The organism is Arthrobacter sp. 05L421 (assembly GCF_056397785.1).
The window spans coordinates 48356-63492 of the sequence record NZ_JBFTOC010000019.1 but is presented as its reverse complement, the minus strand read 5'-3'; the positions used below and the strand labels follow the sequence as shown (position 1 = coordinate 63492).

The 15137-nt window shown below is 64.7% G+C and carries 15 protein-coding genes and 1 pseudogene; 12 read left to right on the top strand and 4 right to left on the bottom strand.

Going from position 1 to position 15137, the window contains the following annotated elements; all coding sequences use genetic code 11:
• The first annotated feature begins 128 nt into the window (after positions 1–128).
• From AC1DKQ_RS18290 to AC1DKQ_RS18255, 8 genes are all read left to right on the top strand, one after another.
• Entirely contained in the window at positions 129–515 is a 387-nt protein-coding gene (locus tag AC1DKQ_RS18290) for a hypothetical protein (RefSeq protein WP_476851055.1), read from the top strand.
• A gap of 194 nt (positions 516–709) precedes the next feature.
• On the top strand, positions 710–1210 hold the full coding sequence (locus AC1DKQ_RS18285; protein ID WP_476851056.1) for a DUF6328 family protein: 501 nt from the start codon (positions 710–712) through the stop codon (positions 1208–1210).
• A gap of 203 nt (positions 1211–1413) precedes the next feature.
• Complete coding sequence (locus AC1DKQ_RS18280; RefSeq protein WP_476851057.1) at positions 1414–2235, top strand: hypothetical protein; 822 nt, start codon at positions 1414–1416, stop codon at positions 2233–2235.
• Positions 2236–2551: 316 nt separating this feature from the next.
• Complete coding sequence (locus AC1DKQ_RS18275) at positions 2552–2806, top strand: hypothetical protein (protein ID WP_476851058.1); 255 nt, start codon at positions 2552–2554, stop codon at positions 2804–2806.
• 294 nt (positions 2807–3100) lie between these two features.
• A complete protein-coding gene (locus AC1DKQ_RS18270; RefSeq protein WP_476851059.1) occupies positions 3101–3238 on the top strand; it encodes a hypothetical protein in 138 nt (45 codons plus the stop codon).
• Between the two features lie 195 nt (positions 3239–3433).
• A complete protein-coding gene (locus tag AC1DKQ_RS18265) occupies positions 3434–4327 on the top strand; it encodes an SDR family oxidoreductase (protein WP_476851060.1) in 894 nt (297 codons plus the stop codon).
• Between the two features lie 425 nt (positions 4328–4752).
• Positions 4753–7257, top strand: a complete 2505-nt coding sequence (locus tag AC1DKQ_RS18260) for a molybdopterin oxidoreductase family protein (RefSeq protein WP_476851061.1) — start codon at positions 4753–4755, stop codon at positions 7255–7257.
• Positions 7254–7715, top strand: a complete 462-nt coding sequence (locus tag AC1DKQ_RS18255) for a hypothetical protein (protein ID WP_476851062.1) — start codon at positions 7254–7256, stop codon at positions 7713–7715. The genes AC1DKQ_RS18260 and AC1DKQ_RS18255 overlap by 4 nt, the downstream gene beginning before the upstream one ends.
• Before the next feature lie 150 nt (positions 7716–7865).
• On the opposite strand, the gene AC1DKQ_RS18250 is transcribed toward AC1DKQ_RS18255, so the two are convergent.
• From AC1DKQ_RS18250 to AC1DKQ_RS18240, 3 genes are read right to left on the bottom strand one after another with little or no spacing between them, the layout of a single operon-like run.
• The gene (locus AC1DKQ_RS18250) at positions 7866–8387 is read right to left on the bottom strand and encodes a hypothetical protein (RefSeq protein ID WP_476851063.1); all 522 of its coding nucleotides are present in this window, start codon (positions 8385–8387) and stop codon (positions 7866–7868) included.
• A gap of 54 nt (positions 8388–8441) precedes the next feature.
• On the bottom strand, positions 8442–10136 hold the full coding sequence (gene mctP / locus AC1DKQ_RS18245) for a monocarboxylate uptake permease MctP (RefSeq protein WP_476851064.1): 1695 nt from the start codon (positions 10134–10136) through the stop codon (positions 8442–8444).
• Positions 10133–10414, bottom strand: a complete 282-nt coding sequence (locus tag AC1DKQ_RS18240) for a DUF3311 domain-containing protein (RefSeq protein ID WP_476851065.1) — start codon at positions 10412–10414, stop codon at positions 10133–10135. The genes mctP and AC1DKQ_RS18240 overlap by 4 nt, the downstream gene beginning before the upstream one ends.
• 494 nt (positions 10415–10908) lie before the next feature.
• Here AC1DKQ_RS18240 and AC1DKQ_RS18235 point away from each other — a divergent pair, with 494 nt between their 5' ends.
• Entirely contained in the window at positions 10909–11175 is a 267-nt protein-coding gene (locus tag AC1DKQ_RS18235; protein ID WP_476851066.1) for a GlsB/YeaQ/YmgE family stress response membrane protein, read from the top strand.
• A gap of 598 nt (positions 11176–11773) precedes the next feature.
• On the top strand, positions 11774–12067 hold the full coding sequence (locus tag AC1DKQ_RS18230; RefSeq protein ID WP_476851109.1) for a YsnF/AvaK domain-containing protein: 294 nt from the start codon (positions 11774–11776) through the stop codon (positions 12065–12067).
• Between the two features lie 419 nt (positions 12068–12486).
• Here the strand turns inward: AC1DKQ_RS18230 and AC1DKQ_RS18225 are convergent, their stop codons facing one another.
• Positions 12487–12657, bottom strand: a complete 171-nt coding sequence (locus AC1DKQ_RS18225; RefSeq protein ID WP_476851067.1) for a helix-turn-helix domain-containing protein — start codon at positions 12655–12657, stop codon at positions 12487–12489.
• A gap of 126 nt (positions 12658–12783) precedes the next feature.
• Here AC1DKQ_RS18225 and AC1DKQ_RS18220 point away from each other — a divergent pair, with 126 nt between their 5' ends.
• Together AC1DKQ_RS18220 and AC1DKQ_RS18215 are read left to right on the top strand one after the other, a co-directional pair.
• On the top strand, positions 12784–13623 hold the full coding sequence (locus tag AC1DKQ_RS18220; protein WP_476874432.1) for a sulfurtransferase: 840 nt from the start codon (positions 12784–12786) through the stop codon (positions 13621–13623).
• Positions 13624–13745: 122 nt separating this feature from the next.
• Positions 13746–14747, top strand: a pseudogene (locus AC1DKQ_RS18215) (IS30 family transposase); the annotation flags it as partial.
• Positions 14748–15137 lie beyond the last annotated feature (390 nt).

Here is a 15137-nt window from a genome sequence, read left to right as displayed (position 1 = left end):
ATTCTCGGCTCTTAGCGCCGGTTCCCGGCATTGGCCGGTTCCGAGGCCCAGGCAGGACCTTGAGCACTGGTGTCTTTGCTGTCCATGGGGGCTACTCTGTTGGCGAGACCTTCATGGAGGAGGGCCCGATGAGCGCCTCTGACGAACTGCCCGGCATCGAAGCGCGGCTCGCCGCGGACGGGACCGTGGAAAGCAACGCCAGGGACCGGTCCTTTCTCCTCTCCGTGGTGCGGGAGCAGGGTGCACGGCTCGAGAAATTGGAAGCCGTGGCATCTGATTTCGCGGAACGGGGCGAACGGATCGAACATCAGTTTGACGGCATCGGCTCGATCCACGCTGCCAGGACAGCGGGTCTTGGTGACGGGTATCGGGAAGCTGCCAGGCGCATCCGCGCCGCGTTGGGCATGGCGACGGAGCCGGCAGTCGACGATGCAACGCCAGCCATGGATCCATGTTCGAGTGCCAGCTTCGAGCCGGGCGTCCAAAGCTCCTTCCCCGGGGCTGCGGCAGGATGACGGCAGCAACGACCTCATACCCGAGCCTTCATCCGGGAGCCAGCGGCCGCAGGCGGGTGCAGCGCCGAGGAAATCGTTGCGGTCCTGGTCGTCCGGAGCCCGAAAGCCCCGCGTGATCGAGACGGAAGGGGGCCAAGCCGACGGCGCACACCGCGGCCGCTGGACAGGGAATTTCAGTCTCGCGAGGAGGAGTTATGACAGACCCGGTGGCGCCGCAGGATGACGGCAGGGACGAATCGCTCACTGAGCGGATGGACCGCAATTGGGTGGATTTGCTGCAGGAAATGCGGGTACTTCAGACAGGGGTCCAGATCCTCGCCGGTTTCCTCCTGACGCTGCCGTTCCAGGCACGTTTCGCGTCACTGGACGGCTACCAGATCGGGCTGTATCTCATCAACGTCATCGTGGCCGCCCTCACCACGGCATCGATCCTGTTGCCGGTGAGTTTGCACCGCCGGCTTTTCCGGCAAGGACTGAAAGCCACTCTCGTGGCCAGCGCCGATACCATCGTGAAGGTGTCATTGGCCGGCGTCATGCTGCTGAGCCTGGGCACCACATCCCTCGTCTTCGATGTCACTGCGGGCCGGACGGCCGGCGTAATAGCCGCCATTGGCCTGCTGGCTGTGCTACTGCTCCTGATGGTCCTTATCCCCGGAACACTCCGACGCAAAGCCCTAAAAGAGAAGCCACAATGACAGCCGTTGCATAGGAGCGGCCGGATGGCGCCAAGCGGCAAGTCTTCCGCTCCTTCGACAAGCAGCCCTCAAAACGGTGCCTCACAGCGAGTTTGCCTCCGCCGGATGGTCAGATGATGACTACCTGTTGGGGTGCAGTGGCTCTGGCTAGACTTGAATTGCGCCGGAGTAGACGCATGTATTCGTCTCGGGAGGGCAGGATCATGACAGACCGCAGCGACTCTGAATCACCCGCGGGCCAGGCGCCCACGGGGAAGAAACCAGAAGAACGGGAGCTACGGGGCCGGTACGTCGAAGGCAGTTATGGCAAGGCCGGCGTGCAGCGAGGCCGCCGCGCGGAGGACGAGGAAGGTCAATACATCGAAGGTGATTATGGTGCGGCCGGCAGGGAGGGTGGCCTGCCCGAACCATTGGGAGAGAAGGCCAAAGAATCCGGACGCTACGTACGGGCCGACTATGGCGACGCTGGTGCAGTTCCGGGACGTTCGGCCGGGTCGGAAATCGGTCAGTACGCCGAGGGTGACTACGGTGCGGACGGTACTGTGGGTCCCCTTCGCGAGGCCGCAACAGGTACGAGCAGCGAAATGCCGGCGACCGAGAATCCGCAAAGCGGCCACGAACCTGCATCGCAGGACCGGCCCGTATCGTCGGGTGCCGACGCCCAGGCCGATGACTCCCGCAGCGGTGCAGATGTCGGAGAGGCGGTCGATGTCGCGGAGGCGGGCACCCAGGCGGAAGGCGATCACTCGCATCCGGAACGGGCCAAGACAGGCCAGGCGCCCGTCGAGCAGGTCTTTAGCGACCCCGCCATGACCGAGGGACAGCGGACCGTCACCGGCCCCCCAGCGGCAACCGGGGCCATCCCGCCCGGACCTTCACCTGCCGAAGCCGGATCCGGTGGAGCACAATCCGTTGTCGGGGCTCGAGAGTCTGACCGTCTCGCGGCAGGCGAGCCGCCGGCCGCTGGCCCCCCTTTCGACACCGGCACGAAGGAGGAACGAACGACCCCGCGAGGCGATTCCTAACGTATTGATCCTGCCGCATCCCAGTGTTTTGCCCGTGCTGCCTGGCCGAGCCACTCCCCCATGGGCGACAGCGGCCAATAGGTCGCTGACCACTCGCCTAAAATTCGTACCGCGTGTCACCAAGCCGTTGTGCAGATTTTTCGTCAGAGGGGACTGCCCGTGCTCTGGACAGGGCCGCCGGAACTTTGTAAATTCGGAACAGTCCTAGTCAACCCTTCGGGGTTGGGGACCCTTTGCCGCCGGGTGCACGGCGGCAAAGAGAGCCGCTGTAGCCGAACGGTGGCATAAGGATGCACCCGCGGAGAAGAGCCCCCTGATGGCCACCTCGCACTTCGAACGATTCCTCCTTGAAGCCACCGTCCCGGATGAAACGCACCGGCCGTTGGGGCCGGATTGTCTTTACGGCCTGTACACAAGCTGGTGCCGGCTCCACAACATCACCCCCGTGGAGGACATTACCTTCCGGTCAGCCATGCAACGCCGCGGCATCGATCTGCGCAACAGCCATCGACGGATTACAGGACAGGCCGCAACAGACTACATCCTGGCCAGCTACCCCGCGACGGCCTGACCATGTTCCATCGACGTCCCGAGGCACGCGCCCGGATGCCGCCACATCGACGTAGCCGGCACACATAGCTGGAAATGATCGACCGGCGGTCATTAGCCCGCCCGGGATAACAATGCCCGGGAGAGTTCGCCGCCTCGGATTGAAATGGCGGCTGCGGAAGGCCATGTCGCCCACGCGCGACCTCAGCATAGGCCGAGCCACGCCCTCAACGGACCGAACGACCTGCCTTACCAGCACCTGGTCTGCCCTGCTTTCTGTTCGACAGGCCGGCCCCTCGACGCTAGGTTGGGCCTCATGACTGAGAATCCAGATGCAGACAGGGACCGCCGCGAGGAGGATGAGCCGGCCAAGGGCTCACTCTCCGGCTGCAGCGCCCGCGAAATCGATGGCGAAATCGACGCGCCTGATGCTGATCGTGAGGATCCCCAGTAGCCTTTCCGGACCGCCCTGCGCAGCGCCGGGCCCGCTCCCCCCGTTCAGCGTTTCGCCCCGGAGCCCGGCAGCTGCGCCGGATCCAAAGACGCTAGATGCGCTCAACGCCGCGGGCGCTGCCCACCACACCTTTTACACGCCCGAACACCGTAGCCGCACAGCTTTGACCCCCGCATCACCAGGTAGAGGAGCATCATGACGGACCAGTACACCTTCCGAAACCCTGTCACAGCCTACGATCACATCGAACCTCCCAAACAGCACCAGCCCGAGCCCGGACTGGACGCCGAACTCGTCCCCAAAGCCGACCTCGGAGAAGAGAGCTACCGCGGCACGGGGCGCCTCGAAGGCCGAAAAGCGATCGTCACCGGAGCGGACTCGGGCATCGGCGGAGCAACGGCCATCGCCTTCGCCCGCGAGGGCGCCGACGTCGTGCTGTCGTACTTGCCCGAGGAGGAAGAGGACGCCGCCCGGATTGCCGGGCTGATCGAAAACGCCGGCCGCAAGGCGGTCCGGGTACCGGGGGACCTGAAGGACGCAGCCATGTGCCGGTCCCTGGTGGAGACAGCGCTGCGTGAACTCGGCGGCATTGACATCGTGGTGAACAATGCAGGCAAGCAGATCGCCCGGGAAGACATCGGCGATATCAGCGACGAGCAGTTCGACCACACCATCAAGACCAACGTGTACGCCATGTTCTGGCTCACCAAGGCGGCGGTCCCGCATTTGCCGCCGGGATCGACCATCATCAACACCACATCCATCCAGGCCTACGACCCCTCGCCGACGCTCCTGGACTACGCCACTACCAAAGCCAGCATCAACAACTTCACGAAGGGGCTCGCCCAGCAGTTGGCGCCCAAGGGCATCCGGGTCAACGCCGTGGCACCCGGGCCGATCTGGACACCGCTGCAGGTCAGCAGCGGCCAGCCGAAGGAGGCCTTGCCCGAGTTCGGCAAGGACACCCCGCTGGGCCGCGCGGGCCAGCCCGCGGAACTGGCACCGGCCTATGTGTTCCTGGCTTCCGCGGAATCCAGTTTCGTCGTGGGTGAGACCCTTAACGTCAACGGGGGCAGCCCCACTCCCTGACACCCCGGGGGACCCAAACACAGCGGCCGCTGTTTCTTCCGTGTGCCCGGGGAGGATCGTTCTATCCCGATATTACGGCGCCGCGGGGCTGACCCGGCGGGCCTCTATTCGTCGTGACGACCCGTTCCCCGCGAGTGTCCGGATGCTCCGCGTTTTCCCCTTCCTGCGGAGGATCCGGGTTGGCCGGCATTTTCGGGAGAATAGGTGCTGGTCGTTCAGCCTTCCCCCGCAGGGCGACTCTGGACTATTTGCAAGCATGCTGATAATTCTGGAACCGTCCGAGGCTGGTGAGGATCCGGCCAAGGGGACGGGCCGGAGCTGAGGCATTTCCTGTCGCGACCGGCAGGGCACAGAGGACGGTCCGCGGCTTCCGCGCCCGGACGCGAACCAACAATGTTCCCGCCTGAAGGTAGAGGAGGAGTGACATGGTCGACCGGATAGCCAATATTTGGGGAACCCGGACCCCGTACTCGCGGGACAGTTTATGGCCGGTCCGGGTGGACCAGGTCCTGGACGACGGCATCGCTGAGGACGATGTTGACCGGTGGGTGCAGTCCGCCTGCGTCCTCTGCAGCAACGGATGTGCCTGCGACATCGCCGTCAAGGACGGCGCGATGGTCGGGATCCGCGGCCGGGCGCAGGATCTGGTCAACCATGGCAGGCTGGGACCGAAGGGGCTCTTTGCCAGCCGCCAGGGTGTGTCGCACAAGGACCGCCTGACGAGTCCGCTGGTCCGCGAGAATGGGCAACTGGTCGAATGCGACTGGGACACGGCGATGCGTCGGATTGTGGACCGGAGCAGGGACCTGCTGGCGGAGCGAGGTCCGCTCAGCCATGGCTTCTACACCAGCGGGCAGCTGTTCCTGGAGGAGTACTACGCGCTGGCCGTGATCGGGAAGGCCGGCATCGGCACCCCGCACATGGACGGAAACACCCGGCTGTGCACTGCTACCGCGGCGGCGGCCATGAAGGAGTCGTTCGGCGCCGACGGCCAGCCCGGATCCTATACCGATATCGACAGCTGCGACGCGCTCTTTCTCTATGGCCACAACATGGCCGAGACACAAACGGTGCTTTGGTCCAGAGTCCTGGACCGGATCGCGGGCACGGACCGGCCCCGGATCGTCTGCGTGGATCCGCGCGACACGGAGGTCGCCCGCCACGCCGATGTCCATCTGGCCATCCGGCCCGGCACGAACCTTGCGCTCATGCACGCCCTGGTCCGTGAGGTGCTGGCCCAGGGCTGGGATGATGCCGGCTATGTCCGCGACCACACCTTGGGCCAGGACGCTCTCCGGAAGGTGGTCGAGCCGTGGACGGCCGAGGCGGCTGCCGCCGTCTGCGGTGTCCCGGCGTCGGACATCAGGGACGCAGCCAGGATCTTCGGCACGTCCGATCGGATTGTCTCCACGGTGCTGCAGGGCTTCTACCAGTCCTCGCAGGCGACGGCGGCGTCGTGCCAGGTCAACAACCTGCACCTGCTGCGCGGGATGCTCGGCCGCCCAGGGTGCGGGGTCCTCCAGATGAACGGCCAGCCCACGGCTCAGAACAATAGGGAATGCGGCGCGGACGGGGACCTGCCTGGATTCCGCAATTGGGAAAGTCCCGATCACATCCAGGAACTGGCCCGGCTCTGGAACGTGGATCCGATGACCATCCCGCACTGGGCGCCGCCGACGCATGCCATGCAGATCTTCCGCTATGCCGAACAGGGCTCGATCGACTTTCTGTGGGTCTCGGCGACGAACCCGGCAGTGTCCATGCCCGAACTGCCCCGGATCCGGAACATCCTCGCCAAACCCGATCTCTTCCTCGTCGTCCAGGACCTCTACCTCACCGAAACAGCACAGTACGCGGACGTGGTGCTTCCGGCAGCCGGGTGGGGCGAGAAGACCGGGACGTTCACCAACGTCAACCGCATTGTGCACATCTCCGACAAGGCGGTTGAGCCTCCAGATGGGGCGCGCAGCGACCTGGACATTTTCCTCGACTACGCGCGCAGGATGGATTTCACGACGTTAAATGGCGGGCCGCTGCTGGACTGGGCCGGGCCAGAGGACGCGTTCGAGGCGTGGAAAAACTGCTCCCGCGGACGCCCGTGCGACTACACCGGAATCACTTACGACAGGCTGCGCGGCGGCAGCGGCATCCCCTGGCCCTGCAACGAGGACCACCCCGACGGAACGGACCGCCTGTACGGAGACGGCGTTTTCCCCACAGACCCCGACTATTGCGAAAGTTACGGCCATGACTTGCTCACCGGCGCAACGGTGGGAGCCCAGGCCTTCCGCGCCCAGGGCGCCGGTGGGCGGGCCCTGTTCAAGACCGCCCCGTTCCACCCGCCGCACGAGGAACCCGACGCAGACTACCCGCTCCGGTATACGACCGGGCGCACCGCGTACCATTTCCACACTCGCACCAAAACGGGCCGCTCCCGGCCCCTGGCCGACGCGGCACCGCGGGCCTGGGTAGAACTGGCCCGGGAGGACGCGGACCGGCTCGGCATTTCCGAAGGCGACCTGGTCCGGGTCACCTCCCGCCGGGGCCGGATCGAGGTCCCCGCACGAGTCAGCGGCATCGCGCCCGGCACCGTGTTCGCCCCGTTCCACTACGGCTACTGGGACACCGGCGGCCGCCCCGGGACCCACCCGACGGCCGCGAATGAACTGACCCTGACCGAATGGGACCCCGTATCCAAGCAGCCGATGTTCAAAAACGCGGCGGTGACCGTGGAGAAGATCGGCGATGCCACCGGACCGGCGCCGGCCCCGACCACCACAGCGTCCCGGCCCGCCGCGGCGCCTGGCACCGCGCCGGTCCCGGCCACGGCCGGCGGCGACGGGGCCCAAGCCACGGAAACAACGGACATCGAACCTGCACCCCAGTTCCCCGACGCGCTCAGAAACACCACGGAGGGTGGCCGGCCGTGAACCTGAACATCTACCTGGGCATGCTCCGTCAGGCCGAGAACACGCTCGCCGATTCCTTCCGCCAAGTGGCCGAGGGCCACGGGGCCGAGCCAGATGTTCACTTCCTCTGCCGCACCCTGGCAGCCCAGTGCGACCGGCACGGGGAACTCCTCGGGCCCGTCGTGCAGCGCTACGGCGAAAACAGCTCCGACAACGAGCCCGAACGGCTCCACGCCCAGGGCCTGGCCACAACCCGGAACGGTCCCGTCGGTCTCCTGCGCGACCTGCAGGACCTCTACCTGCTGGCCAGCCTCGTCGACGTCACCTGGACGATGGTCAAACAGGCCGGGTCCGCGCTGCGCGATATAGAGTTACTCGCCGTCGTGGAGAAATGCGACGCCGAAACGGCCACCCAGCTGCGCTGGCTGCAAACCCGGATGAAACAAGCCGCACCCCAGGCCCTCATCGCAGCACGCTGAGGCCATCGAAAGGGACCACACGGCGGCGTCCGGAAGGATGACCCCAACGGACTCACTGCGATGGAACCCGGGTAGGGGTGCCCCGCCACGTTGCTAACGTTGCAGCGCTGTGGTCCGCAGGTCGAAGGATCGTCGACGAACGTCCGGGTCTCACTGACCGGCGTCGGTGAACCGTTCCGCCGCGGTTTCCAAGAGGAGACCCTCGAGTTCGCGGAGCTGTGCCGTTGCCCGGTCCAGCAGACTCGCCACCTGCTCCTGTCCAACGTGCGGGTCCGTGCGGGACAGGAGACCCAAGGTCCTCCAGAGCAGCGACTTGCCCGTGACGGCACTGATCAGCGCTTCGAGTTCCAATTGTTCGGCTGCGCCGATCCTGGCGTGGAGCGGATTGAGCGGGCCTAGGGACGCGAGGTGCGCCCCTGTCCAGGCGAAGGGCTTTTTGTAGGCCGGGATGCCTAGACCGAGCCCCTCGGTGATGCCCTCCAGGGTTGCCTTGTCGGCACTGATTTCCGTCGCGAGCCGCGCGATGGTACTGCCGCGTGGCGAGTCCTTCCACGTCTTGGCCGCCTGTTCGAAGAGTCGCTCCCCCGCCGCCGCGGCTATCAAGTGACTGTGCAGGTACGCGGCCAAGGAACTCTCCCCGGTTGTGCCCTTGCCGTGCTGTCCGGCGTTCATGGTCATATACCTTTCGTCCCTCGGGCTCCTGTGCGGTCTCGGGTCCCCAGTGACCTAGAACGTGGGGGCGCCGGGTTCAGCGAGCGGCTGCTCGCGCTCGATCTGGGCGATCTTTGGATCGTTCTCGTCGGCGCCGTAGTCCGAGCTGCGGGTGATGTCATTCCCACCAGGGAGCTTCATTGCGTGGAAGAGCAGAGATAGGCCGGTGGCAACCACGAGGTTTATCGCAAACGCCACAACGGCGATGTAGACCTGTATGTCGGTTCCGGGGATGGCCGCGATCGAGCCCCCGAAGTAGGCCTTCGTGACCGGGTTGACCACGTTGTACGCCGCGATGGTGCCATAGATGATTCCGGCTGCCCAGCCGCCGAAAAGCGCCCATCGGTGGAACCAGCGGGTGTAGAGCCCGGCCACGATCGTCGGGAAGGTCTGCAGGATCCAGATGCCGCCGAGGAGCTGCATGTTAATTGCTGCCGACTGGTCCATGGCAATGACGAAAATCAATGCACCGAATTTCACCACAAGCGACGCAATCTTGGACACCTTTGCTTCCTGCCGGGGAGTGGCGTCGGGCTTAATCAGATCGCGGTAAATGTTGCGGGTGAACAGGTTCGCCGCGGCTATCGACATGATCGCGGCCGGGACCAGAGCCCCGATGGCGATGGCGGCCAGGGCGATTCCGGCAAACCAGGCCGGGAATTGATCCAGGAACAGCTGCGGGACCACCAACTGCGGGTTGACAGCGCCGTTCACGTCAACGGGATTGGTTCCGGCGAAGATGGCCACGTAGCCCAGCAGAGCCAAGAACCCCAGCATCAACGAGTACAGCGGCAGCACCGCGGCATTCTTCCGGATCGTATTCCTGCTCTTGGTCGCCAGGACGCCCGTGATCGAGTGCGGGTACATGAAAAGCGCCAAGGCCGAGCCCAGAGCCAGCGTCCAGTAGGCCGAGTAACTGTTCGCGCCCGGAATGAAGACTCCAGTGGGTTTACCGGTGGCAGGGTTGACCGCAGCGAGTTTCGCCTCGGCAGAGTCGAAGATGGGACCCCAGCCGCCGAACTTGATCGGCAGGTAAATTACCGCGACGATCACCGCCAGATAGATCAGCAGATCCTTCACAACGGCGATCAGGGCCGGAGCCCGCAGGCCCGAGGTGTACGTATACGCGGCCAGGACCACGAACGCGATGATCAGCGGCAGGTCGGTCAGCAGTACGTTCTCCGCACTGCCCAGGCCCAGCACCGTGAGCACGGCCTTGATTCCGACTAGCTGAAGCGCAATGTAGGGCATCGTCGCGACGATGCCGGTGACGGCGACGGCAAGGGTCAGCGCCCTGCTGCCATAGCGGCCGCCGACGAAGTCGGCCGGCGTGACAAACCCATGCCGGTGCGAGACGGACCACAACCGGCTCATCAAAAGGAACACGATCGGGTACAGAACGATTGTGTACGGCACCGCGAAGAATCCGCTGACGGCGCCAGTGGCCCACATTGCAGCCGGAACGGCCACGAAAGTGTAGGCAGTATACAGGTCGCCGCCGAGCAGGAACCAGGTCACCCAGGTTCCAAACCCGCGGCCCCCAAGGCCCCACTCGTCAAGGCTGTGCAGCCCTGTCCCCTCTCCCCGCCGCCACCGCGCAGCCACGAACCCCAAGACCGCCACCAGGACGAAGAGAATGATCACAATGGTCAGTGGAACCCAGCTAATGGGCCGGTCCGGAGCGGCCAGCGGCACGGCTGCCCCGCTCATCGCTCCTCCTCATCACCGGTCACGCCGCGCACGGATTCGCGCCGGCGGCGATCCTCCTTGCCGACCAGCCAGTAGGAGATCCCCACCAGGGCCGAGGTGATCGGAATCCACATCATCTGGTACCAGTAGAAGAACGGCATACCGGCCAAACGCGGCTCACCGACAGAATACGCGGGCACATACAACGGAATCACAATGGCGATGGCCAACAGGATTCCGGTGACGACATATGGACCGGGTCTGGCCGGCCCGCGCGTTGGCACATCGGGACTGGACATCGACGCCTCCTCATTGAGACGGGCCCCCGGAGCGGGAGGACTTCCCGGGACGTGCCGGCGGCCTGTGGACCGTCTGTCACAGCGGTCTTTACACACAGGATAGACACTGGATTTATTCTCCAACAGGGCAAATGCATCCGCCTCCGACGGCGAGGAGCAAGCCAACAGCGGCGCCGATGTCCCCAATTCAGGTTGGTTGCCCAATCAGCCCCCCACGCCAGACTTCAGGCCGTCGACACGAGCTGAATACGATCCGCCAGCCGATCGACGCTCAGCTACGGTTTGGCCTTGTCCGCCACCGCGCGGGACCGTCTGGCATGAAAGGGTCGCCCCGGCGGAGTCCCAACGATCCAGTCTGATCTGTGAGGCCACTAGCGGCGGATATTGAGCACTGACGCGCCACCGCCCACGAGGTATTGCGTGCTACTAAGCATGCTGATTAGATCTTGATATCGGCCGCATTCCACGACCGGCAACCGAAAGGACGGACAGTCATGGGAATTCTTGCATTCCTCATTCTCGGCCTTATCGCAGGAGCTATCGCCAAGGCGGTCCTTCCCGGCCGGCAGGGAGGCGGCTGGGTGATCACACTCGTAATTGGCGTCGTGGGCGCCATCCTCGGAGGCTGGATAGGTTCGTTGATCTTCGGCGGAGGCCTCGCTGACTTCTTCGATTTGCGGACCTGGCTCCTCTCCATCCTCGGGGCCGTTATTGTGCTCTTGATCTATGGCGCCGTTGCCGGCCGCAGAAGCAGGGCATAAGGTCCACCGGCCCATTGCTGCCCCTGCTCAACCAAGGCGCAAATGTTCTTTCAGAGGACGGAGAATAGATCGGCTCCATCGGCCAGGCCTTCGTGGACAACAATGACGGACAGCCGAGCTGGGTAACCGCCAGGACGGGCCTATTCGGAATGTCCGAATCCTTCGTACCCCTGGAAGGAGCCCGAACAGAGGGAAATGACATCGTGGTCCCCTACAGCAAAAACCAGGTCAAGGACGCGCCGAGGATCGACGCCGATCGGCCACTGGAGCCTGCCGAGGAAGGCCGGCTCTACCAGCACTATCAGCTCGACACCGGACGCACTTACACCGAGGCGACGGCAGATGCGGCAGATTCCACCCCCGACCCCGGAACGCAACGCACCGGGACACCGACCACCACCGGGTACAACGCCACCACCGACGAGACCTTGGCCCCCGCCACACAAGACACCACCGCAACAGACCGCAGTACTCCCCCTGCCGCCACCGGCACCCCGGATACGACGCCACCGCGCCCACCACTGAAGACACCACAACCCGGCCCCAGCCGCGCCCGGCAGGGGGCGGCGCCGAACAGCCGGCCGCGGGCGGGGCACGCCTGCGCAAATACGTCACCTCGGAATACGAAACCAGGACCGTTCCAGTGCAGCGCGAAGAAGTACGGATCGAGCGAGAACCGATTACGGAGGAAAACCGCAACGACGTAGCGGACCGTGCGGACGATGAGAACGAGATCATCCTCCACGAGGAACGAATCATCGTCACCAAGGAGACTGTCCCGGTCGAACGGGTCCACATCGGCACGGAAACGGTCACCGAAGACGTGACCATCAAGGAGAAGGTCCGCAAAGAACACATCGACACCGAAGGACCCGAGGAGAGCGGCGGCTAAACCCTAGAACCAGCAAATGCCCCCAGGCAGGAACAGTCGCACTTGCCTGGGCGTTGGATCGAGCCCGTTGGAATAGGATCGGGCCTACCTGCGCCTTGGCACTGAGCTCCATTTCGGTGGCGCCAGGGAGTACTTGAGCACCGGTTCCATTGCCCCGCATTGGGACTAGTCTGTTGGCAAGATCTTCATAGAGGAGGGCCCTCATGAGCGCCTCTGACGAATTGGCCGCAATCGAAGCGGGGTCGTCGACAAGAACGTCCGGGACCGGCCCTACCTCCTGAATATGCCAGTCTGATGGGTGCCCGCCAGGACGGCCAGACCGGCACCCACCGGCGGGACGTGCCGGACATTCGCGGACGAGGGCTGGGCGGACCGCTTGGATGTCATCGCCGCGTTGTCGGGATCGCTCTCCGCGTTGCCTATATAAGGTATCGGTAGACCGTGGCGCGGGATGCTCCGAGCATCTTGCCGATGTCGCGGGCGCTGATTCCTTTGCCCTTGAGTTCCTTGGCCCTGGCAGCGGCAGCGTCGTCCACTTTGCGGGGTCTTCCGCCGTGGCGGTTGTTGGCGGCGGCCAAGACGTGCGGCACGTTTCCTGGGCACGGTGATCGACCGGCTTACGGGCGCCTGCCGTGGTGCGGCGCATCCTCTGCAGAATGTCCACATCATAGAACATTTTTGCTCAAATTATGGACACATCCTCTAGCCTGCACTGTATGGACGACAGCCGGATAACCCAAGAAGATCTTCCACCCTTTATTGATGCCGCGTGGCTCGAGGCGAACCGACGTAACGTTGTCACCGCTGATGTTCGCTGGTACCTCGACGGCGGGTCGGGCCGTGCAGCGTACGACGGCGGGCATCTTCCAGATGCGGTGTTCGTGGACCTGGCCGCATGGCTGTCGGGCAATTCGGGACCACACGGGCTGAACCCGCTTCCCGACTCTGAAGTGTTCGCACATGGAATGTCCTCCTTGGGAATCGGCGACGACACGACCGTCATCGCCTACGACGACGCGGGGGGAGTCATCGCCGCGCGGCTCGTGTGGATGCTGCGTGCGCTCGGGCACCGGGCGGCGTTGCTCGACGGCGGGATTGCCGCATGGACGGGACCGCTGGAGACGACGCCCGTGGAGCCGGCGCCCGCGACCTTCACGCCGTCTCCGTGGCCCGAGGCCCGTCTCGCCCAGCTTCAGGACATCACCGCAGGGGCTGCCGGGATCATCCTCGACGCCCGCAATGCCGACCGCTTCGACGGAAGCGTCCAGCTGCCCACCGATCCCCAAGCCGGACACATCCCCGGCGCAGTGAACGTCCCGTGCCGTGGGAACCTCGCCCCCGATGGACACCTGCGCCCGATCGCCGAGGTCCGACGAGCGTTTGCGAAGGTTGGGATCGAAGACGCGACTGCCGTCATCTCCTACTGTGGCTCAGGCGTCACGGCCTGCCACAACCTTCTCGCTCTCGAGCATGCAGGACTCGGCCGCGGCCGTCTCTACGCAGGCCGGTGGTCAGAGTACGGAGCCGAGCCTCGCCGCCGAGCCGAGCTTGGCTGACAACCGACCTACGATGCCCGCTCGGGTCGAAACCACGACCTCCATCCTGAAGAGTGGAGACAGTCTCAGTCTGGCCCGGTAAGGGATCCTTGGGTTCTTGCGGTGATTGCAACACTTAGCGGATGGGTGTTGTCGTGGCGAGGTATTCAATTTATGTAAGACCGGATCTTCTGCAGCTGTTTTGGGCCGGGATGCAGGCCGGCGATTTCATCACGGACGCTGTTGTGCCGATCGATACGAGCAGGCGGACCGGTCGCCGGGTCCTGGCCGAAGCCGGGGGTGTCAGGCCACGCCGCGGCCGGGATCTGAAGGGCAGGTGCCTGACCTTCGCCCAGCGTGAAGAGATCGCGGTGCTGCGCGCCCAGGGACACTCGCTGCGCCGGATCGGGGTCGTGATCGACAGGTCGGCCTCGACGGTGTCCAGGGAGCTTCGGCGCAATTCGGTGGCCGGGTTGCCCTGCCGGGCAACATCGGCTCACGCGTTGGCGTATGAGCGGGCTTCGCGGCCGAAACCGTCGAAACTGCACACGAACACGGTGTTGCGTGCGAAGGTGGAAGAGGACCTGAAAAAGAAGTACTCGCCGGAGCAGATCGCAGGACGCCTGCGGGTTGAGTTTCCCGATGAACCGGAGATGCGGGTGTCACCTGAGACCATTTACCAGTCCCTCTACGTTCAGTCCCGCGGAGCACTCAACCGTGATCTGGCCGCGTGTTTACGCACCGGACGTGCGCTCCGGCAGCCCTGCAGGAAGGCCGGTCAGCGGAAGAACCGGATCCCGGGGATGGTCAATATCTCCGAGCGTCCCGCGGAGGTTCAGGACCGTGCGGTGCCAGGGCATTGGAAGGGTGACCTCATCATCGGCAAGGGCAACCAGTCCGCGATCGGGACCCTCGTGGAGAGAACCACCAACTACACGATGCTCGTTCACCTGCCGGATAGATACAAAGCAGAACAAATGCGTGACGCCCTGGCAGCCAAGATCAAGACGCTCCCCGAGGCGCTGAGGCATTCCCTCACCTGGGACCAGGGCATCGAAATGCAGGACTGGAAAACCGTGAAAGTGGACGCCGGTATCGACATTTACTTCTGCGATCCGCACTCACGCTGGCAGCGGGGCATCAACGGGCCTAGTTGTTGCATGCGAAACGGAAGGCAGTCCCGAGTCCTATCCATTCCAGGTGCTTTTTGACTCTGCAGGGGGCGACGTGATGCCCGGCCGCACGCCGGTTGAGGAGAGCGTGCGGCCGGAGTCTTTGGGTCGAAGGCGGAGCAGGGGTCGGCATTTCGGGGCTATTTTCAATGTCCCTCTTCGCGCTGAGAACAGCCTGAGAGCCGACCCTCCACTGTCCCGCATCCCACCGGCCGGACCGGAGCCGTCAGCCCACACGTTTAGGTGGTCGGCCCGGGCGGGTTCCCACGCCACACCCGGGTCAACCACCGCCGCGCGGCGCGCCCCACTGCGGGCGGACGGCCACGGCTTGCAAAACCTACCTCCGCACCCGCCGCGCGGCAA